Below are 20,380 nucleotides of genomic sequence, written 5' to 3' on the forward strand. Positions count from 1 at the left end.
TTTGATTCAAAAACGATTAGTAAATTTACTAGGGACTATTTTTCAGCGCTATCCATGCTGGAATCACTGTGATTGATGTGTGCCGTTATGACTTGCTGCATGGCTTTTTGCACGGGGATATCTAACGGCGTGCATTTTTCTTTATCCATATACACTAAAAACCCGCCAATCATGTAGCTCATCGGAATGTAAACCGCTACTTGGTCAGTATTCTCCCCCAAAGCAATGTGCTCGTTAGTGACAAAGCCAATCATGCGCATACCATTGACTTCCACAGCAACAACACTTTGCATATCGTGCTCATTGGAGCCGGTTAAAAACCCTAACAGATCTCGCGCACTAGTGTAGACGGTTTTTACGAAAGGAATTTTCTCCATCAAGAGTTCGAACCAGACAAACAGCTTCTCAATCAAATAAGCTTGGGCCAACACCCCCAAAGCAAAGACGATACCGAAGGTGGATAGCAAGCCCATACCGGTGATGTACCAGCCTTCTGGCAGCAACCACTCGAGAGGAACGCGAAGCATTTGCTCAGCGGTAACAAAGACCCAATAGATTAAGCCGAAGGTAATGAGAATCGGCAGGGAGAAGAGTAAGCCTTTTAGAAAGGTATTTGTGATGGTTTTCATTGCCGCTTCGCCAGATAGGTTAAAAAGGGAAAATAACACCTATAACGAAAATTGGCGACACTTGGTCGCCAATTCTGTGGTTTAAACCTCGATGCTGGTATGGGTTTACAACTTCATATCACCAAAGAAGTTTTTCATCCCTTCGAACCAGCTTTCTTGGCGAGGCGAATTAGTGTCGCCTGACATACTGGCCTGGAACTCTTTTAACAAGTCTTTTTGTTTACCGTTAAGCTTCACCGGTGTTTCTACGACAACACGGCACAGCAAGTCACCAGCAGCACCGCCACGAATTGGCGTTACACCTTTTCCGCGCAACCGGAATAGCTTGCCAGTTTGCGTTTCCGCCGGAACCTTCAACTTCACACGACCATCAAGAGTAGGCACTTCCAGTTCACCGCCTAGCGCGGCATCGACAAAGCCAATAGGCACTTCGCAATAGAGGTTTTTGCCGTCGCGCTGGAATATCTCATGCTCTTTAACCGACATTTGCACATACAAATCACCGGGAGGCCCACCATCCATCCCCGCTTCACCTTCGCCAGCGAGACGAATGCGGTCGCCGGTGTCGACACCCGCAGGCACTTTGACGGATAGTGTTTTGGTTTCTTCTACTCGACCTTGACCGTGACAATCACCGCAAGGATCGGTAATGATAGAGCCTTTACCGCGACAGCTAGGGCACGTTTGCTGGACGGAGAAAAATCCTTGCTGCATACGCACCTGGCCGATACCACCACACGTAGTACATTGACTAGGCTTAGTACCGGATTTTGCACCGGTGCCATCGCAGGTTTCACAGCCCACCAGGGTAGGAACGCGAATTTTTACACTGGTACCTTTAACAGCATCTTCCAAGCTCAACTCTAGGGTATAACGAAGGTCTGAACCTCGGCTTGGCCCGCCGTGGCCGCCACGGCCACCACCCCCGAAAATATCACCGAAGACATCGCCGAAGATATCACTAAAATTACCGAACCCACCGGCACCGCCAGCGCCGCCCATACCGCCCATCCCTTCAACACCGGAATGACCAAATTGGTCGTAGGCTGCACGTTTTTCTTTATCCGAGAGAATTTCGTAGGCTTCACTCGCTTCTTTAAATTTTTCTTCAGCTTCTTTATCGTCAGGATTGCGATCAGGGTGGCATTTCATCGCAATACGACGATAGGCTTTCTTCAGATCCTGATCGGATACGCCCTTTTCAACACCTAAAATTTCGTAGTAATCGCGCTTTGCCATAATCCTGCTTCTACCTGCCCCCAACAACGTAAATTACTTGCCGCATAACTGGCCAAGGCCCGGGGTATTTAGCCTGACCAGATACAACAAACGCGGAGCAAGCTCCGCGTTGTGAACCCTACTCTATCGAAGGGTTATTTATCTTCTTTAACTTCTTCAAACTCAGCGTCAACAACACCATCGTCCGCCTTGCTATCAGCTTGCTCTGCACCTGCATCCGCACCTTGTTCTGCCTGCGCAGCTTGCTCCGCATAGAGTTTTTGCGCCAGTGAACTAGAAGCCTCTGTCAGTTTAGTCGTTGCCGCTTCGATCTTGTCTTTATCGTCGCCTTTGACTACTTCTTCCGCTTCTTTTATCGCGGTTTCGATGGCAGATTTCTCTTCATCGCTCGCTTTGTCGCCCGCTTCGGTCAAGGTTTTTTGCGTTGCATGGATTAAGCCTTCAAGCGTGTTGCGTGCAGCAGCCAGCTCTTCGAACTTTTTATCCGCTTCCGCATTCGCTTCCGCATCTTTCACCATTGCTTCGATTTCTTCGTCACTCAAACCGGAGGACGCCTTAATCACGATTGACTGCTCTTTACCCGTTGCTTTGTCTTTCGCGCTTACGTTCAAGATACCGTTAGCGTCGATATCGAAAGTCACTTCGATTTGTGGCATGCCGCGTGGCGCAGGAGGAATATCCGCCAGGTCAAAACGACCGAGCGATTTGTTTTGCGCTGCTTGCTTACGCTCACCCTGCACAACGTGAATCGTTACTGCAGTTTGATTGTCTTCCGCGGTTGAGAATGTTTGCGATTTCTTAGTAGGAATCGTGGTGTTTTTCTCAATTAATGGCGTCGCGACACCACCCATGGTTTCGATACCCAAGGTCAAAGGCGATACGTCGAGAAGCAATACGTCTTTCACATCACCCGCCAATACGGCGCCTTGAATCGCTGCACCCATGGCGACCGCTTCGTCTGGGTTAACGTCTTTGCGTGGCTCTTTGCCGAAGAACTCAGCAACTTTTTCTTGAACCATCGGCATACGCGTTTGGCCACCTACCAAAATCACGTCGTCAATATCGCCAACAGATAAACCAGAATCTTCAATTGCTTGTTTGACTGGATCTAATGAACGCTTAACCAGCTCTTCAACCAGTGATTCTAATTTCGCGCGAGTCAACTTAACCACCAAGTGCTTAGGACCGGTTTGGTCTGCCGTAATGTATGGCAAGTTCACTTCGGTTTGTTGGCTAGAAGACAATTCGATCTTGGCTTTTTCTGCCGCTTCTTTTAAACGCTGTAGAGCCAGTGGATCGTTATGAAGATCAATATTGTTAGTCTTCTTGAAGTCTTCCGCTAAGTATTCAATCAAACGCAAGTCAAAATCTTCACCACCGAGGAACGTATCACCGTTGGTTGAAAGCACTTCGAATTGGTGCTCACCATCGACATCGGCAATCTCAATGATAGAGATATCAAAGGTACCACCACCCAAATCGTAAACCGCGATAGTGTGGTCGCCTTTCGCTTTATCCATACCGTAAGCCAAAGCCGCGGCGGTTGGCTCGTTAATGATGCGTTTAACATCTAACCCAGCAATCTTACCGGCGTCTTTAGTCGCTTGACGTTGTGAGTCGTTAAAGTAAGCCGGAACAGTGATTACCGCTTCGGTAACTTTTTCACCGAGATAATCCTCCGCCGTCTTTTTCATTTTCTTCAAGACTTCTGCCGAAATTTGTGGTGGTGCTTTCTTGTCGTCCTTCACCTCAACCCAAGCATCACCATTGTCAGCTTTAACGATCTTGTATGGCACCATAGAGATGTCTTTTTGAACGACATCATCAGTGAATTTACGACCGATCAAGCGCTTAACAGCAAACAGCGTATTGTTTGGGTTGGTTACTGACTGACGCTTAGCGCTCTGACCAACCAAGATCTCGCTGTCATCTGTAAATGCAACGATGGATGGTGTAGTACGATCGCCTTCTGCGTTTTCGATAACTTTGGCTTTACCGCCTTCCAAAACTGAGACACAAGAATTCGTTGTTCCCAAGTCGATACCGATAATTTTACCCATGTGTTTTCTCCAAAAACGTAACTCTTACATTTGAGCCGCCGGGTCTGTATAACGGGTGACTCACTTTTTTAACTTGCTACCTTATATTGGCCTGATTTTGGGGAATTCAACCCCGATATCCACACTTAAATCAGGCTTTTTTAACCGACGCTAAAACGCTCCGTATTAGGGTGCTTTCGACACCACCACCATGGCTGGACGCACTAAGCGACCATGCAAGGTGTAACCCTTTTGGAATACATCCATTACCGTATTTGGCTCGAGATCGGGATTAGCGACGGCGGTCATCGCTTGATGCAACTGTGGATCAAAAGGCGCGCCCGCTGGGTCGATAGCCTCAACACTGTTCTTTTCCAACGCTTCTACCAACGACTTCAACGTCAACTCAACGCCTTCAACGATTGCTTTAACCGCTTCCGATTCGTCACCTTGAGATGCGGCTAGTGCGCGCTCTAAGTTATCCACCACATTCAGCAGATCTGTCACTAGCTTTTCTTGACCAAATTTATGAGCCTTTTCCACATCTTGCTGAGCTCGACGCTGAGCGTTCTGAGCATCAGCCACAGCACGCAGCGCTTGGTCTTTGGCTTCCACTAACTCTTCCTGCAGACGGGCCACTTCACTTTGAAGGTCGCCCTCGGTCGCTTCGGTACTTACTTCGGCGTCTGCGGCGGTCTCTACCTCGGAGTTCACACCCTCTTCCACATCAATTTCTGCAGATTTTGTCTCGTCGGACACGTTTCTCTCCCCTAGCAATAACAACGTCTATTCAGTTTGGCCAATAGGCCAATTACTTCCACTGGCGGGAATATGGGGGCAACTGGACGCCTTTCAAGCGTCCTTTAGGAGAAATTTTGCTGACATACCACGTAGATTTCATCGCTCTCAGCTAGCCAATCGACAAAAAACACTGTATAAACAACCACTAAAATTCTTTGGAGACTCGGCCCCGTGTTGACTCACCTCAGCATCAACAACTACACCCTCGTTGAACATCTCGATCTTGAGCTGCATTCTGGTATGACGGCCGTCACCGGTGAAACCGGCGCGGGAAAATCGGTAATGCTCGATGCTCTCGGCCTTACCTTAGGCGATAGAGCCGATGCAGACCGTATTCGAGCCGGTGCAGACAGGGCGGATATCAATGCCAGCTTCGACATTAGCGCCTTACCCGAAGCGCGTGCTTGGCTGGAAGATAACGCGCTAGAAGGTGAACCGAATGAGTGTTTGTTACGCCGCATGATTAGCGCCGAAGGCCGCTCAAGAGCCTTTATCAACGGGCAGCCCGTAACACTCGCACAAATAAAGGCCCTTGGTGAAATGCTGATCGATATTCATGCCCAGCACGAGCACCAATCACTCCTCAAAAAAGAAACACCGCGCCGCCTGCTCGATGATTACGCAGGACACACGGCACTGGTGAAAGAAGTGAGCGCTGCATTTCGTGAATGGCAACAACTGGCAAAGCGCTTCCAAACATTAAAAGATAATGCTGACGAAGCCGCTGCACGAGTGCAATTACTGAGCTACCAAGTCAACGAACTCGATCAACTCGACCTTCAAGCCGGGGAAATCGATCAGCTCGTTGCGGAACAGAAACAGTTGGCCAACGGCGAGAGTATTCTCAACAACAGTTATCAACTCACAGCGCTCTGCGGTGGTGAAGAACAGAGTGTTTTAGAAGGTCTAAACCGAGCGCTCTATATCGCACAGGGCTTACCACAGGACATCCCCGCCGTTGGAGAATCAACCCAGTTGCTCATGTCTGCCCAGATTCAGGTAGAGGAAGCCATCAGCGGTATGGAACGCTTTATCGACGGCTTTCAGCTCGACCCAGAGCGTTTGCAAATTGTCGACGAGCGCCTATCAGCCATCTTTGAAATCTCTCGAAAGCACCGCATTACACCGGAAGAGCTGTTTGATCTCCACCAAAAGCTCGCCGAAGAGTTGACTGAAATCACTGGCGATGACGCCGACCTTGATCAACTTGAGAAGAAATGCATCGCACTTGAATCGCACTACCGCTCTCTCGCTCAGAAGTTGTCAAACCAACGCCAAAAAGCAGCCAACAAACTGTCCAAAGCCGTTAATCAGCAGCTCCATAAACTGGCCATGGAACATGCCAACCTACAGGTCACATTAGTGCCCAATGAGGGTAATGCGCAGGGGGCAGAGGATATTCAACTGTTGATAAGTACCAACCCTGGGCAGCCGTTGAAACCATTACACAAGATTGCGTCTGGCGGTGAACTGTCGCGCGTCAGCCTAGCAATCCAAGTGGTGACTGCACAAACATCGGCGACACCTACCTTAGTATTCGATGAAGTGGATGTAGGTATTGGCGGCGGCACGGCAGACACTGTCGGCCAAATGCTGCGACAGCTTGGAGAGAAAGCACAAATTCTGTGTGTTACCCATTTGGCACAAGTGGCCAGCAAGGCACATCAGCATTTTCTCGTCAGCAAAAGTAAGAAGAAAGGCAATATGGAAACGGCGATTCTGCCACTATCCGGAGACGCCAAGGTAGAAGAAATTGCGAGGATGATGGGCAGTGATAAGCTCACCGCCACATCGTTGGAGCACGCCAAAGAGCTAATGGCATAACAGTGCAAATAGCGAAGGAAGTTACTTCTTAGGCTTTACGTACAGTACCAATGAGTGCCCCACCAGCTCGTAACCATTTTTGTGGGCGATCTCGAGCTGTAAACGCTCGATTTCTTCACTGTGAAACTCAACAACAGCACCAGATTCGACACAGACCATGTGATCGTGATGATCCCCTTTGGCGAGCTCGTAGACCTTATGGCCGCCGTCAAAGTTGTGGCTCATCACAAGACCGGCGCTTTCGAATTGCGTCAGAACGCGATAGACAGTGGCTAAACCCACATCTTCACCACTCTCTAACAGTGATTTATACACATCTTCCGCACTGAGATGACGCTCTTCAGAACCTTCTAAAATTTGTAGGATTTTTACACGGGGCAAAGTGACCTTCAGCCCAGCGTTACGTAATTCAACATTTTCAGATGACATTTCAGGTCCTTAAGGTCTTTCTCGCTAACGCGGTTAGTACTTATTATCTGCAGCCAGCATTACCGACTGCAACTTAATAGGGGTCTATCGGGTCTGACACACCGGTACCGGTTTACGAGGTGCCCTTCTCAGTGTCGAGACAATTCAGTATTATCCCCGTTCGCTAAACGATGTGGAACCCCAGTTCATGCAATTTAACCAATTATTTAAGTCAGGTATTAAGTCTCGTCTCGCCAAATTCTCTCTGCTTGGCGCAGCCCTGCTCTGCCTGACAACCACCACGGGTTGTACGAGCTTCCAGTTTCCCGGGGTATATCGCCTGACGATCCAGCAAGGGAATGTGATTACGCAGGACATGGTCGACCAACTCAAGCCGGGCATGACGCCTCGCCAAGTCAGTTACATTCTCGGCACCCCTCTGATAGCAGATAGCTTCCAGCAAGACCGCTGGGATTACCTCTACACGCTGCGTGATCCTGAGGGAAACACAAAGGAAGAGCGCTTCACCGTGTTTTTTAAGAACGGTGGGCTAAGCCATTTCACGGGCGACTACATGCCTACTCCAAATAACGATGCAACCGAGGCAAGCTAGTTCGATCTTGCCCGACAACCAGACATCACGGCTCGCCGCTATCCTGTGATTTAGACGCTTTATTTTTTGCCGCGCGTTTGCGGCGAGCCTCTTTCGGGTCGGCAATTAGCGGACGGTATATTTCCACTCGATCTCTAGGCTGCAACTCGTATTCCGCCGCAGACTTCAGACCTTTCGCACCCAACGCCTTGCCGAAAATCCCCATTTTAGCCGTCGACAAATCAATTTCAGGGAATTCCATGGTGATTCCCGAGATTTCCGCCGCTTGCAACGCTGTGGTACCAGGCATCACCCTCAGCGCAATAATCTTTTGTTTTTCCACGGTGGCATAAGCCACCTCAACTTCAAATGCGTTACTTTCTACAGAGGTTGCCACTGACGATGTATCTCCACTGAAAACTGATGGCTATGCTTAGTGCTTAGCTATAGCGCTTATTGGCCCTTTGACTCATTGCGTCTACCAGTTGATTACCAACCGACTCAAGCACCCGGTTACCCGCTACCGCTAATATTTTACTTTTAAATTCAAACGTGAGAATGAGGCCCACTTTGCAGCCGATATCACCCAGCGCCTCAAACGTCCAAGTTCCTTCTAGTTGCTCAAACGGGCCTTCAACCAACTGCATCTCGATACGCTCAAAGGGGATTAGGGTGTTTCGAGTGATAAAACTTTGGGCGAAGCCGCTTTTTCGAATGTCCAAACCGGCAACGATTTCCGACTCACTGCGTGAGACCAACTGAGTACCAACAACGCCATCCATAAATTCAGGGTAACGCTCAATATCGTTAACTAACTCAAACATTTGCGCTGTCGAAAAAGGAACCAACGCACTTCTTTCAACTACTTTTGCCACTGACTTTATTTTAAACCCGTGTTAGCTCGCACTGATGATGGAATAGATTTTTTCCCACAGCAGGACAATAAAAATCAACCCCACCAAACTGGGCGATACATAACGCACCGCAGCCCGCCACAACTCAAAGACTTCTTTCGACTCATGCGACAACTCTTCGCGCACGTGACTTTTGTGCATGCACCAGCCTGCAAATATGGCGATAAACAAACCACCCAGCGGCAGCATTATTTGGGCCGTGAGAAAATCCACCGAATCAAAGAAAGTCATACCAAATATTTTATATTCGTCGCCCGACCAGTCATTGAAAGACAACACAGTCCCCAGACCGACAACCCAAGCGATAGCACCTAACACGACATTGGCCCAAAAACGATCGAGCTTGGTCGACTCAACAATCCATGCAACACCAGGCTCGATCAACGAGATAGCCGAACTCCAGGCGGCAATAGAAATCAGTACAAAAAAGATAGTACCGAACAGAATTCCGCCAGGCATATTGCCAAACGCAATGGGCAAACTGACAAACAGCAAACCAGGGCCAGCACCTGGCTGAACGGCCTCATTCGCAAACACGATCGGGAAAATAGCCAAGCCGGCGACGAGTGCCACTACCGTATCCAAGATCGCAATGGTTACTACCGTACGACCGATAGGCGCATGCTCCGGCATGTAGGAGCCGTAGGCCATAATCGCGCCCATACCCAAACTCAAGGTAAAGAAGGCGTGCCCCAGCGCTTCTAATACGCCATCCCAGGTGAGCTTGTCGAATTTGAAATCAAACAAGAACGCGAAGCCTTGCTTGAAGTTACCCTCGAAAATACCGTAGCCCAACATAATAATTAACAATACGAATAGAATGGGCATTAGGACACGAACCGCCGTACCTAAACCTTTGGTCACACCACCAATCACCACAGCCAAGGTCAGCGCTATAAAAATAGTGTGCCATTTAATCAGTTCGTTTTTATCGGCCAGCATGTTGTTGAAGTGGGCATTCACCACATCACCTGTCGCATTCGCGAATGTGCCTTCAGCCATCACAAACACATAGTTCAATGCCCAACCCGCAATAACGCTGTAAAAAGATAAAATGAGCAGGCCCGCGACAACCCCCATCCAACCAATGCCTGTCCACGCTTTACTCATCCCCGCCTCGGCGGTTAAGTCATGCATCGTATTAACTGGGCTTAAGCGGCCACGACGGCCTAACATAACCTCCGCCATCATGATGGGGATACCAATTACCGCGATGCACACGAGATACACCAGCACAAAGGCGCCGCCACCGTTTTCACCCGTGATATAGGGGAATTTCCAGATGTTACCTAGGCCGACGGCTGAACCAGTAGCCGCCAGAATAAAGGTCCAGCTGCTATTCCAGGTGCCGTGCATTTTGCGCTGATTGGATCGACCTGCCGTCATCTTTCCCCCAAAGTCATTGTCCTAGCCCCGAACGCCTCTCAACCTAGCCATACCTCTGGGCGCTTAAGTGGGGTCTCTTGATATCAAATTCCGGTCGATTGTACCGGAAATTGGGGGTGGTGGCAGTCAGGTATATAGCAAATTGAGGACGGTATTCTTCACAACTCAGGCGTAGGCAAGCTTGGCACGGGCCTATATAATCCGCCGCCATGGCTAAGAAACCAAAAACACCCAGCAATAACATTGCGCAAAACAAAAAAGCACGCTTCGACTATCACATCCAGGATACTTACGAGGCGGGTATCGTACTGCATGGCTGGGAAGTCAAAAGCTGCCGCGCAGGCAAGGTACAAATCACTGACAGCTACGTTTTCTTTAGGAATGGCGAAGCCTTCATGTCCAACGCGCAAATCCAACCGTTACCCACCGCATCAACCCACTTCGTCACTGAACCCACTCGCGTTCGCAAACTGTTATTGCACGATAAAGAAATCGTCAAACTGCAACAGGCAGTCGAACAGAAAGGCCACGCCGTGGTGGCCACATCGATGTATTGGAAAAAGCATTTAGTGAAGGTATCAATCGCACTCGCCGTTGGTAAAAAGATGCATGACAAGCGCGCCACCGAAAAAGAGCGGGATTGGAATCGCGAGAAGCGGCGGATTATGAAAGCGAGTAACTAATACTCGAATAAAAAATGAAACTCACCCGAATAGGGAACATCGTTGTACTCGAACGAAAAAGCCCCCATTAGGCTTTCCTCATCGCTAGCGGTAATTAGAATTTCAGCTTGAGCTGGGAAGATCAGAAAATCACCCACTGCGCTTTCAAATGCAGCTGAATTCGATTTAAAACTTATGTATTCAATTGGGCCACTGACATTTTCGTCAAAACTATAACTGCCCTCAACCAACCTTTCATTGATAGCAATATCGAAGCCCGCACGCTCGCCCTGATCTAAGAACTCAAGGGATAACCATAATTGCTCAGGCAACAAATCATTGTAGCCTCGAGAAAGGCACACGTGATCATACTCAGTAATGCTCACCGAACCGCCACCAAGGGTAAATAACCCAGCGTCCAATATATATTCTTCGCTTACCTTTATTAGTTCAGCTCTATTTAAATAATAAAGACTTGGGTCCGGATTCCAAGACTCTACCCACCGCTCAGAAGAGATAGTGCGAAACATCCCTTCTCCGGCTGGTTCGAAAGCCATAGTGCCACCATTAAGGTATAGAAAATTATCAGTAGCGATCGCTGGCCGCCCTGTCTCGTAACTCAAACACTCTGAATAAAAAACATGACCGTCATCCACTCGAAACAGATTAGGCCTTTCATCGTAGCTCGTGTACAACAGTTCATCAGTTTCAACGTTGTATACCCCTGTTATCTGTCGGTATAGCCAAGTACCTGGCAAATTATCAAGATCAAATGAGGCTTGACCTGAACCAGCATCATCCTCAGACTCTATATAAATATACTTAGTCTCACTATCATCACAACCCGCCAGCCCGAACACCACCAACAAAGGAAACCAAGCCAACTTGCTTAAAGTATTCATTCGCACCAAAAAAATTCCCGTAAATTTTTCTTACGATTAGACCATCCGCATAGTATTTGCTGCAAGTAAAACCCGATTAAACATCTGTAAGCTTGACTAACCGGATGCAACTAAGACAGCTGCATTCCATCCATTTCAGCCAACCGGCCAATCAGCTCTTCCATTCGAGTTGAATAGCCAAATTCATTGTCGTACCAGCTCACCACTTTGACCAAGGTTTTATCCATCACTTGCGTCAGTTCTGGATCGAAAATACTGGAGTGAGTATTACCAATAATATCGCTGGAAACGATCGGCTCATCACAATACGACAAAATATTTTTTAACGGCCCTTCTGCGGCATCGAGCATCGCTTTGTTAACTTGCTCAACTGTGACTTCTTTTTCCAGCTCAACGGTTAAATCCACCAAGCTACCATCACTGACCGGCACGCGCATGGCTAAACCATCGAGCTTACCTTTAAGTTCAGGCAACACTTCACCAATGGCTTTTGCCGCACCCGTGGAGGTCGGCACAATGTTCGTTGCGGCACTGCGCGAGCGGCGTTTGTCGCTATGGGGCGCATCAATTAATCGTTGATCTGACGTATAAGCGTGCACTGTGGTAAGCAAACCACGTTTTACGCCGAAGGCTTCGTGCAACACTTTCGCAAGCGGTGCCGCACAGTTAGTAGTACAACTCGCATTACTGATAATTTTTGATTCAGGCGTGACCACATGATCATTAACACCGGAAACAATTGTTGCGGACAAAGGCTCTTTACTCGGTACTGTGAGTAGTACACGTTTTGCTCCCGCTTTTAAATGCTGCTCTAGCTGCTCTAACTTGCGGAATTTACCCGTACTCTCGACAACGTAATCAACCCCTAAATCCGCCCAAGGTAAATCGGCAGGGTCTTTTTCAGAGAGCACGACGAAAGGGTCGCCATCGACAATGATTTTATCGCCATCGACTTCAATCTTACCGGGGTACTGCCCATGAATACTGTCATACTTCAAGGCGTAAGCCAGTTGATCAGCACTGGCCAAATCATTCACTGCAACGACATCATAGTGTTTACGTAATTTTGCGATGCGTAATACAGTTCGACCAATTCGTCCAAAGCCATTAATTGCAATTTTTGGTACTGCCATAGTGTTGCTCTCCAAATAGAAGGGCTGCCAAAAACCCCGCGATGAATTTCATTGTATTGACACGTCGTTAATTCAGTTTAGCGTAACACCACATAAAATGAACGCCCGCCACGTACAATTTGCAACAATATTTGTTGACGACTACGTGACACAGCACCTACCAACGATTTCAAATCACTCACGCGCAAGCGATTCGCACCGTAAATTAAATCTCCCGGTCGCAAGCCGCTATAGGCTGCAACCGAGTTAGGCGCCAAACCGGTAACCAAAACACCTTTACCTTCTGGGCTTTCCTCAAAACGGACACCATCCAACAGCGGGTGTAATTGCGCTGTAGCATCCAATTGTTTGGGCGGAGCAATTTCAACCTCTGTGCGGCGGCGTTTACCATCACGCAGATACTCGATTTCAACCGCATCACCAATACCGCGCACACCAAGTTGGCTGCGCATTTGTGAGTAAGATTGCGTCGGCTCGCCCTCAATAGCGATAATTATGTCACCCGATTCAAGCCCCGCCTGCTCGGCCGTAGAGTTCGCGTCGACGCCGGTGATCAACACCCCTTTTTGCCCACGCTTTAACGAGAAGGCTTGGCGCAGTTCCGCGGTCATATCCTGTGAGCTGATGCCAATTTGGCCACGCTTAACTTCGCCGTCCCGCAAGATCTGCTCCATGCTGGCTTTCGCCATATTAATGGGGATTGCAAAACCAATGCCGACGTTTCCGCCTGCAGGTGCAATAATTGCCGTATTAATGCCGATTAACTCACCACGCAAATTCACCAAGGCGCCACCAGAGTTACCAGGGTTAATCGAAGCGTCGGTTTGAATAAAGTTTTCATAACCCTCAATACCCAGCCCTGTACGACCTAGCGCACTCACGATCCCCGTGGTGACAGTCTGGCCAATACCAAAAGGGTTGCCGATGGCGACGACAAAATCACCCACTTCCAGGCTATTTGAATCAGCCAGCGCTACCGCTTGCAATGCATCCGGTTCAATTTCCAAAACAGCAATATCTAAATCCGGGTCAGCGCCACGCACCTTTGCAGTGAACTCTCGACCATCTACCAGCGCTACTTGCACCTCATCGGCACCCTTAATGACGTGGTAATTAGTCAGTACAATGCCATCACCCGCATCGACGATCACCCCAGAGCCCGCACTTTGTTGACGCCGCTGAACCTGCGGCCTGCCTCGTGGCGCATCAAAAAAGAAGCGAAAGAAGGGGTCATTCAGTAGCGGGTTATACGCTTGCTGCGTCGAGAACGTTGATATATTGACCACCGCCGGATTAACCGATTTGAGCATCGGTGCCAACGACGGTAACTGCTGCCCTTGTGAATCAAAGGCGGGCAACGCCGCCACAGCCGTCGAGGACATCACCGCCAGAAAAAAACCCACCAATACCTTCGATAGTCGCCCCATAAAACCCTCCAAATCAGCCAGTTACCTACAATAGGGCCCCCACCCCACATTTCAACCTCCGCACCACATTGAAACCCACCCAATCAGCCCCATCTACTATTACCAAGGCATTTGTCATACAATGACCGACTGCTCTGAAGAAGCCGCATAGCAGCCAACTTCAAAGCATGGACTCAAAAAGTAAGTCCAATTCACAGAGATGTCGCCTCTAGCAAGGCGCGCGACGAGCAAGTGAAGGAGCGTACACAAAGTACGTGACTGAACGAGAGAGGAAGCGCAACGCAGCTAGCGGCGTCAGATAGAAGAATTGGGGGCGATTAGGATTCGACGCCGGTAACAAAACTCAATGTGCATGTCGTGAGGGTAGCGAATCACGTAAATCCAAAGCTGCATTTTATTAGTTGCCAATGACGACAACTACGGTGCTCAATTAGCTGCGTAAGCAGTTGATGAAGCACTTCTAACGGTGCGCCGTTAGCGGTTTTTAACAAGGTGCCTGTACCGCGTTAACGACTGTCATTCAGAATAGGATCGCAGCAAAGCATGTTCGGGGCGGCGCTGTTAAACTTTTACTGGACTCGTTGCTAACGTCCTGCCCGTTGGGCTGATAGCGACTAAATTAATCAACGGACCTAAGCATGTAGAGCATTGAGCGGAGTGCTGACGGACGGGGGTTCAACTCCCCCCGCCTCCACCAAATACAAACCCCATCTCCGAAAGGTGATGGGGTTTTTTATTGCCCTTACAAATTCATATTACCCTTCCAACATAGCCACCTATCTGCGACCCAATGAACTTTCCTAAGTGAAAAGACGTACTGATTAGATATTACAGACATGAAACCTTTCACAGGAACGCGCGTGAGTACCACCACCAAAGAAATTCGCTTTATATTCGGCGACCAGTTAAACCAACAGCACTCGTGGTTTAGCGAGCAGCGTGAAGATGTACTTTATGCCATGGCTGAGTTACCTCAGGAAATGACTTACGTAAAGCATCACGCGCAAAAGATTGCTGCATTTTTTCTTGCCATGCGTGCTTTTGCAGATAGCCTCAAGCAAGGCGGACATCGCGTTGAATACTTCAGGCTTAACGACTCCATTGCGATTAAGGAAAAAGCTAGAGCCGAAAAAGGCCGATCAACTAACTCTTGCCTGGCGTCAATACTGTCCAATCTATACGACCACTACCAACCCGAAACAATACTGTTTCAACGGCCCGATGAATGGCGCCTACTCGCGCAAGTCCAAAATCTTCAGGCGAAGGCTAAAACTCCTGTCGCCATTGTCGACACAGAGCATTTCCTACTACCTTCCGATGAAATAAACCAGGTTTTCCCACAAAGCAAGCATAAGAAAATGGAATTCTTTTACCGCATGATGCGCAAGCGCTTCGATCTACTGATGGAGGAAGGGGAACCCGAAGGTGGCCGCTGGAATTTTGATTCGGAGAATAGAAAAAAGCTTAGTAAACAAGACCTAAAAGACATTCCCGAGCCCAAGGTGTTTAGTAATGATGCCACTGATATCTACGCACTACTCAACGACGCAGGCGTAGAACGCTTTGGTGTTGAAAAGGCATGCATTGACTGGCCAGTAACGCGAGACCAATCTATCGAATTACTGGCATTTTTCTGTGATAGCTGTTTACCCTTATTCGGAAAATTCCAAGATGCGATGACGGACCAAAGCCCAAACGCGTGGAGCTTATATCATTCGCGACTATCTTTTTCGATTAACGCAAAACTTCTGCATCCGCGTGAAGTGATTGATGCCGCCATTGATGCATATCGAAACCGATCCGATATTGACCTCGCCCAGGTAGAAGGCTTCGTTCGACAAATATTAGGTTGGCGAGAGTTCGTACGCGGCATTTACTGGGCAAACATGCCCGAGTACGCTACTCAAAATAGTTTAAACGCGAACGCTGACCTTCCAGATTTTTTCTGGGACGGCGACACCGACATGAACTGCCTTAAACAATCGATCGGACAGTCGCTCGACCACGCCTACGCTCATCATATCCAACGCCTAATGATTATTGGCAACTACTGTTTGCTCGCGGGCATCAACCCCGACCACGTCGATGCTTGGTATCTGGGTGTTTATGCCGACGCACTGGAATGGGTGCAACTTCCCAACACCCGAGGCATGTCGCAATTTGCCGATGGCGGCATTGTTGGCACCAAACCCTATGCCGCGAGTGGCGCCTACGTCAATCGTATGAGCGATTACTGCAAATCCTGCGAGTTTAATGTCAAAGAAACCGTCGGAGATAATGCATGCCCCATCAATGGATTGTACTGGCAGTTCCTCGATCGACACGCCGACACGCTTGGGAAAAACCCCAGGATGGCATTCGCTTATAAAAATTGGTGGCGAAAGAGTGACGAAGAACGCGAGATTATTGTCAAAAGTTCTTATGCCTAGCCCAGCGACTATTAGCTATCAACAAACTCCGTAAAAGCCCCAGCCAGAATATCTTTTGTTCTCCCCGTTAAAAAATCATGGCTACAATTGTGCCAGGACCAGTACCGCACACGCTGCAATACAACTGATAGTTCGCAGGTGATTGAGCACTGTCCATTTTGACAAGTACTCTTGCCAAGCACGCGTTAAGTATTGTTCATTATCTTCACTTTGTTTCAGATAATTATTGAGCGGAACGTTACCAAACGCCGTCACACAAAACATACCCACGATATAGATTACAGCAGCACTGACTTCCAGTGAGGAGCGGCCTACGTGCCAGTCAGCAAATGACCACACAATCAAACCTGCAAACCATAGTGTTGAGATGAAAAATAATGGCATAAAAGCGGTATTCAAAATGACATCGTTAATTTTGTTCATTGCTTTAGCCCCATCGTTGGCGGGCAATGCCGCTAACGATTTCATAATGACTACTGAAAAAACAAAATAGATACCGGCCATAAGACCGGTCATTAAGATAAGTAGAAGGATCATATCGAGACTCCAATATTCGGCTGTTAATTGCCTAGTTAGCCGCCGACCACACGCCGGTATTAACTAGACCATTTACGTAATCCTGAAAACGTCGCGCTGGTCTGCCAAGTACATGCTCAACGGTATCAGTTGTATTCTCGTTACGCCCATCGAGTACATTGACGAACAGTTCATTGAGCAACCAGGCGATATCATCTGGCAAGCCTTGTGCTTTGGCGCCTACCAAGTAAGCGTCAACAGGTGCTGTTTCGAAACCAATGTCACGATGACTCGCGTCGGCAATTGTTTTCACACACTGTGAAAAAGACAGTAGCTCTGGACCAGTTATTTCCAATAATTGATTTCTAAGCTCAGGACGTATCAACGCCGCAACGACCACTTCAGCAATATCATCCACATCGATAAAGGGTTCATTCGCCTTCGGCTCAGGTAACAACAACTCACCGCCCTTCAAACCATCCAGCATGAAGCTTTCACTGAAGTTCTGCATAAACCAACTTGCCCGAACAACATTCCAGTCTAAACCACTATATTTAACGACATTCTCCGCCCTTTGCGCGCCCTCTTCTCCTCGCCCGGACAGTAACACCAAGTGATTGATTCCCACTGATTTTGCGCACTCTACAAACTCACGAATGTCACTCTCTGCTTGAGGTACCGCTAAATCTGGGAAGTAGGTGACGTAGGCTGTTTTCACTCCTTGCAATGCGTGCTGCCAGCCCGATTTGTCCGCCCAATCAAATGCAAACTCACTGTTACGTGAAAGACCTCGTGTGGTGTAACCCAGCGAATCCAAACGTTGTAAAACTCGTGCGCCTGTTTTGCCTGTTGCCCCAACAATAGCGATTGCTTCATTTTTCATGGTGTACTCTCCTTGCTCGTTGATTTTCTGGAAGTGCTTTCAAAGGATTCCCTTGAGAACGAAAACAAGTCTACGAGCACAAACCTTGATGTTTAATGATCACATCTCTATATTTCTTAGCACTTTGTCCAAACCTAACGTCATGGCTGGCAGTCAATGGAAATCACCCAACAGCGCGATATTCCAGCACCGAGTGATACGCTTGGGGAAACCCTGTACTCGTTGCGACTCAACGGCCTGATCTATGCCAATTCAGAGCTGAGCGCCCCGTGGGGCATGGATATGCCACCGATGAAAGGGAAGATGATGTTTCACATCATTACCGAAGGTAGCTGCTTATTACGTTTCCCGGAACGAGAAGATATATCGCTACAGCCTGGTGAATTAGTATTGCTCCCTCGCGGCGAGGGGCACCGGATCTGCTCAGACAGAGACGTTTCTTGCCAACCGTTCTTCGAGATACCAGTCAACAAATTGTCTGATCGCTTTGAATTAATACGACACGGCGGCGGTGGACAACAAACACTACTGACCTGTGGTGTTGTTAGTTTTGATCACGTTGCTGGGGAAAAACTCGTCGCTCAACTACCCGCTGCTATTCACATGCAAAGTGACAACAACCAATTACCCGCGGCACTACAAGGTCTTATGGACATCATGGCCGAAGAAGCCAGCTCACTCCGTGCAGGCGGTGAAACTGTCGTTGCCCATCTAGCCGATATTATTGTGATAAAAGCCATTCGCTATTGGCTCGAACACTCACCCGAAGCGAACTCAGGGTGGCTCGGCGCATTGAAAGACCCAAAGATCGGAAAGGCCCTCGCAGCAATGCACGCTCATCCCGAAACGATATGGACCGTGGAGCAGCTTGCCCACCACGCAGGCATGTCACGGTCAGGATTCTCAGCGCGGTTTACAGAAATCATTGGCACCTCCGCCAAGCAATACCTGACTGAATGGAGAATGAGCCTAGCCCGCATTAAAATTATGCAATCGCCAATCCCGCTGGTTGATCTAGCAGAAGAACTGGGCTACCAATCCGAAGCCGCTTTTTCGCGAGCCTACAAACGTGTATTTGGCGTCCCACCCTTACGCCCATCGCGAGACAAAAAAGCCTAAGCGTAGCGACGCTTTTTAGTCGATCCCCGGCAAACCGTTCCAACGCTTATTCATGCCACCAAAGACTGGGCCGATTTTACGTTAAGCGGCGACCCATCACCCGTAATATTGCGGTAATGGCTTAACGCCCACCATGACGTCGAACAACCAGAGCAAAGAGTATGATCATAACGATAAAAATATCGCTAGGTTCTTCACAACACTGCAACGCAACCCTATTATGATGGGCCTAGTTTTGATACATCCATGACAGAAGGGTTGCGTATGGCGAAGTTGCATTTGATTGGTGGTGAAAAAGGTGGCGTGGGTAAATCGTTCACCGCGCGATTGTTGGCGCAGTACTATATCGACCACGGAAAACCCTTTGTTGGCTTTGACTCCGATCAGTCCCATCAGACCTTTAGCCGTTTTTACGATGGGTATACGTCGCCTGTCTTTGTCGACCAGTATGAAAGCCTCGATCAAATTATTGACGCAGCAGAATTAGGCAAGTCAGATATTTTGGTTGATCTTGCGGCGCAAACCTTGGATGACTTAAGTCAATGGATGAAAGAAAGTGGAATTCTAGATCTTCTGCAATCGATTGGATTCGAGGTTTACTACTGGCACGTTGCGGATGGCGGCTATGATTCCATTACCTTATTGACGAAAGCGCTAAATCAGTTCAAGCATAAGAATTTGACAACAGTTATCGTACAAAATGCTGGGCGGGGTGAACACTTTTCAGTGTTGCAGAACTCTAGCTACTTCAAAAACGCGATACAGGATGGCGCTAAAACATTAACCCTTGAGAAACTGCACCCGCTACTAGCTAGCAAAATCGATTTTAGTAGCTTGAGCTTTTGGGCCGCCGCAAACAGTAGCGACCGCCTAACGCGAGTGGAAAAACATCGAGTTAAGGTGTGGATGGAGAAAAATTATACCCAACTCAATGAACTGCTGAGTTTTTCACCCGAGATTGAAGAAGCACCTGTTGTGTAACTAGCACAATTTAGTCGATAGCAAACGCTATCGACTTTCACCTTTAGTTTTGTTTTGACAAGATCATAAATGTACCCAAAGCAAGGCACACATCTTTGCCCTGCTGATCAACAACACGGCTTTCGATCACCGCGGTACGCCTGCCTCTACTGACGACGCGGGTTTGACAGATCACTTTCCCTTCGACAGCCGGACGCAGATAGTTAATTTTTATTTCGATTGTTGAGGGCATTTCGCCGTCATCAAGTAAAGTTGTTACCGCATTACCCATGCCCGTATCCACCAGCGAAAATACCGCACCGCCGTGGGCAATGCCATGAGGGTTCATATGTTTTTCTGAAATGTCGAGTTCGCACTCGCTTTCACCGTCGCCCCGACGCACAAGATTCAACCCAATTAATTCCGCAAATGGAAATTTCAGCGGCTCGGACATATCTGATCGGCTCCACATTTTGTAAACGCTAGAATCAAGAAAGAATTCACAAATATATGTGGA

General features: G+C 48.4%; 20 protein-coding genes and 1 other RNA gene. 7 read left to right on the top strand and 14 right to left on the bottom strand.

The window, feature by feature from the left end; translation table 11 throughout:
- Positions 1-35: 35 nt before the first annotated feature.
- From ACZ5NB_RS14815 to grpE, 4 genes are all read right to left on the bottom strand, one after another.
- On the bottom strand, positions 36-629 hold the full coding sequence (locus tag ACZ5NB_RS14815; protein WP_460233009.1) for a DUF502 domain-containing protein: 594 nt from the start codon (positions 627-629) through the stop codon (positions 36-38).
- Between the two features lie 105 nt (positions 630-734).
- A complete protein-coding gene (gene dnaJ, locus ACZ5NB_RS14820) occupies positions 735-1,868 on the bottom strand; it encodes a molecular chaperone DnaJ (protein WP_460233010.1) in 1,134 nt (377 codons plus the stop codon).
- Positions 1,869-2,002: 134 nt separating this feature from the next.
- The gene (gene dnaK, locus ACZ5NB_RS14825) at positions 2,003-3,928 is read right to left on the bottom strand and encodes a molecular chaperone DnaK (RefSeq protein WP_460233011.1); all 1,926 of its coding nucleotides are present in this window, start codon (positions 3,926-3,928) and stop codon (positions 2,003-2,005) included.
- 165 nt (positions 3,929-4,093) lie between these two features.
- Positions 4,094-4,666: a nucleotide exchange factor GrpE gene (grpE, locus tag ACZ5NB_RS14830; protein ID WP_460233012.1), complete on the bottom strand. Its 573-nt coding sequence runs from the start codon at positions 4,664-4,666 to the stop codon at positions 4,094-4,096.
- 213 nt (positions 4,667-4,879) lie between these two features.
- Here grpE and recN point away from each other — a divergent pair, with 213 nt between their 5' ends.
- A complete protein-coding gene (gene recN / locus ACZ5NB_RS14835; RefSeq protein WP_460233013.1) occupies positions 4,880-6,532 on the top strand; it encodes a DNA repair protein RecN in 1,653 nt (550 codons plus the stop codon).
- A gap of 21 nt (positions 6,533-6,553) precedes the next feature.
- On the opposite strand, the gene fur is transcribed toward recN, so the two are convergent.
- Entirely contained in the window at positions 6,554-6,961 is a 408-nt protein-coding gene (gene fur, locus ACZ5NB_RS14840) for a ferric iron uptake transcriptional regulator (RefSeq protein ID WP_460233014.1), read from the bottom strand.
- Positions 6,962-7,133: 172 nt separating this feature from the next.
- Between fur and ACZ5NB_RS14845 the strand changes: the two genes are divergently transcribed.
- Positions 7,134-7,553, top strand: a complete 420-nt coding sequence (locus ACZ5NB_RS14845; RefSeq protein WP_460233015.1) for an outer membrane protein assembly factor BamE — start codon at positions 7,134-7,136, stop codon at positions 7,551-7,553.
- A gap of 25 nt (positions 7,554-7,578) precedes the next feature.
- On the opposite strand, the gene ACZ5NB_RS14850 is transcribed toward ACZ5NB_RS14845, so the two are convergent.
- The 3 genes from ACZ5NB_RS14850 to ACZ5NB_RS14860 are packed head-to-tail and all read right to left on the bottom strand — an operon-like array spanning position 7,579 to position 9,832.
- Positions 7,579-7,929, bottom strand: a complete 351-nt coding sequence (locus tag ACZ5NB_RS14850; RefSeq protein ID WP_460233016.1) for an RnfH family protein — start codon at positions 7,927-7,929, stop codon at positions 7,579-7,581.
- 43 nt (positions 7,930-7,972) lie between these two features.
- A complete protein-coding gene (locus ACZ5NB_RS14855) occupies positions 7,973-8,407 on the bottom strand; it encodes a type II toxin-antitoxin system RatA family toxin (protein WP_460233017.1) in 435 nt (144 codons plus the stop codon).
- Between the two features lie 21 nt (positions 8,408-8,428).
- Positions 8,429-9,832 carry a sodium-dependent transporter gene (locus tag ACZ5NB_RS14860; RefSeq protein WP_460233018.1) on the bottom strand — a complete coding sequence of 468 codons (1,404 nt, stop codon included), beginning with the start codon at positions 9,830-9,832 and terminating at the stop codon, positions 8,429-8,431.
- 209 nt (positions 9,833-10,041) lie between these two features.
- On the opposite strand from ACZ5NB_RS14860, the gene smpB reads away from it, so the two are divergent.
- Positions 10,042-10,515: an SsrA-binding protein SmpB gene (gene smpB, locus ACZ5NB_RS14865; RefSeq protein ID WP_460233019.1), complete on the top strand. Its 474-nt coding sequence runs from the start codon at positions 10,042-10,044 to the stop codon at positions 10,513-10,515.
- Here smpB and ACZ5NB_RS14870 read toward each other — a convergent pair.
- The 3 genes from ACZ5NB_RS14870 to ACZ5NB_RS14880 all read right to left on the bottom strand — a co-directional run bounded on the left by ACZ5NB_RS14870 (position 10,512) and on the right by ACZ5NB_RS14880 (position 13,956).
- Positions 10,512-11,396 carry a hypothetical protein gene (locus ACZ5NB_RS14870; RefSeq protein ID WP_460233020.1) on the bottom strand — a complete coding sequence of 295 codons (885 nt, stop codon included), beginning with the start codon at positions 11,394-11,396 and terminating at the stop codon, positions 10,512-10,514. The two genes, smpB and ACZ5NB_RS14870, sit on opposite strands and share 4 nt — an antisense overlap.
- A 110-nt stretch (positions 11,397-11,506) precedes the next feature.
- Positions 11,507-12,529, bottom strand: a complete 1,023-nt coding sequence (gene gap, locus ACZ5NB_RS14875) for a type I glyceraldehyde-3-phosphate dehydrogenase (RefSeq protein ID WP_460233021.1) — start codon at positions 12,527-12,529, stop codon at positions 11,507-11,509.
- A 77-nt stretch (positions 12,530-12,606) separates the two neighbouring features.
- Positions 12,607-13,956 (bottom strand): Do family serine endopeptidase, encoded by a 1,350-nt coding sequence (locus ACZ5NB_RS14880; RefSeq protein ID WP_460233022.1) that lies wholly within the window; start codon positions 13,954-13,956, stop codon positions 12,607-12,609.
- Positions 13,957-14,265: 309 nt separating this feature from the next.
- Between ACZ5NB_RS14880 and ssrA the strand changes: the two genes are divergently transcribed.
- Positions 14,266-14,653, top strand: a transfer-messenger RNA (tmRNA) gene (ssrA, locus tag ACZ5NB_RS14885).
- Between the two features lie 163 nt (positions 14,654-14,816).
- Positions 14,817-16,385, top strand: a complete 1,569-nt coding sequence (locus ACZ5NB_RS14890; protein WP_460233023.1) for a cryptochrome/photolyase family protein — start codon at positions 14,817-14,819, stop codon at positions 16,383-16,385.
- Positions 16,386-16,466: 81 nt separating this feature from the next.
- On the opposite strand, the gene ACZ5NB_RS14895 is transcribed toward ACZ5NB_RS14890, so the two are convergent.
- Positions 16,467-16,922, bottom strand: a complete 456-nt coding sequence (locus ACZ5NB_RS14895) for an anthrone oxygenase family protein (protein WP_460233024.1) — start codon at positions 16,920-16,922, stop codon at positions 16,467-16,469.
- Positions 16,923-16,953: 31 nt separating this feature from the next.
- Positions 16,954-17,784 carry an NmrA family NAD(P)-binding protein gene (locus ACZ5NB_RS14900; RefSeq protein ID WP_460233025.1) on the bottom strand — a complete coding sequence of 277 codons (831 nt, stop codon included), beginning with the start codon at positions 17,782-17,784 and terminating at the stop codon, positions 16,954-16,956.
- 156 nt (positions 17,785-17,940) lie between these two features.
- On the opposite strand from ACZ5NB_RS14900, the gene ACZ5NB_RS14905 reads away from it, so the two are divergent.
- Positions 17,941-18,903: an AraC family transcriptional regulator gene (locus tag ACZ5NB_RS14905; RefSeq protein WP_460233026.1), complete on the top strand. Its 963-nt coding sequence runs from the start codon at positions 17,941-17,943 to the stop codon at positions 18,901-18,903.
- Positions 18,904-19,167: 264 nt separating this feature from the next.
- Positions 19,168-19,884 carry a P-loop NTPase family protein gene (locus ACZ5NB_RS14910; protein WP_460233027.1) on the top strand — a complete coding sequence of 239 codons (717 nt, stop codon included), beginning with the start codon at positions 19,168-19,170 and terminating at the stop codon, positions 19,882-19,884.
- Between the two features lie 43 nt (positions 19,885-19,927).
- Here the strand turns inward: ACZ5NB_RS14910 and ACZ5NB_RS14915 are convergent, their stop codons facing one another.
- Positions 19,928-20,317 (bottom strand): PaaI family thioesterase, encoded by a 390-nt coding sequence (locus ACZ5NB_RS14915; protein ID WP_460233028.1) that lies wholly within the window; start codon positions 20,315-20,317, stop codon positions 19,928-19,930.
- Between the last annotated feature and the right edge of the window lie 63 nt (positions 20,318-20,380).

The organism is Aurantivibrio plasticivorans (genome assembly GCF_055392955.1).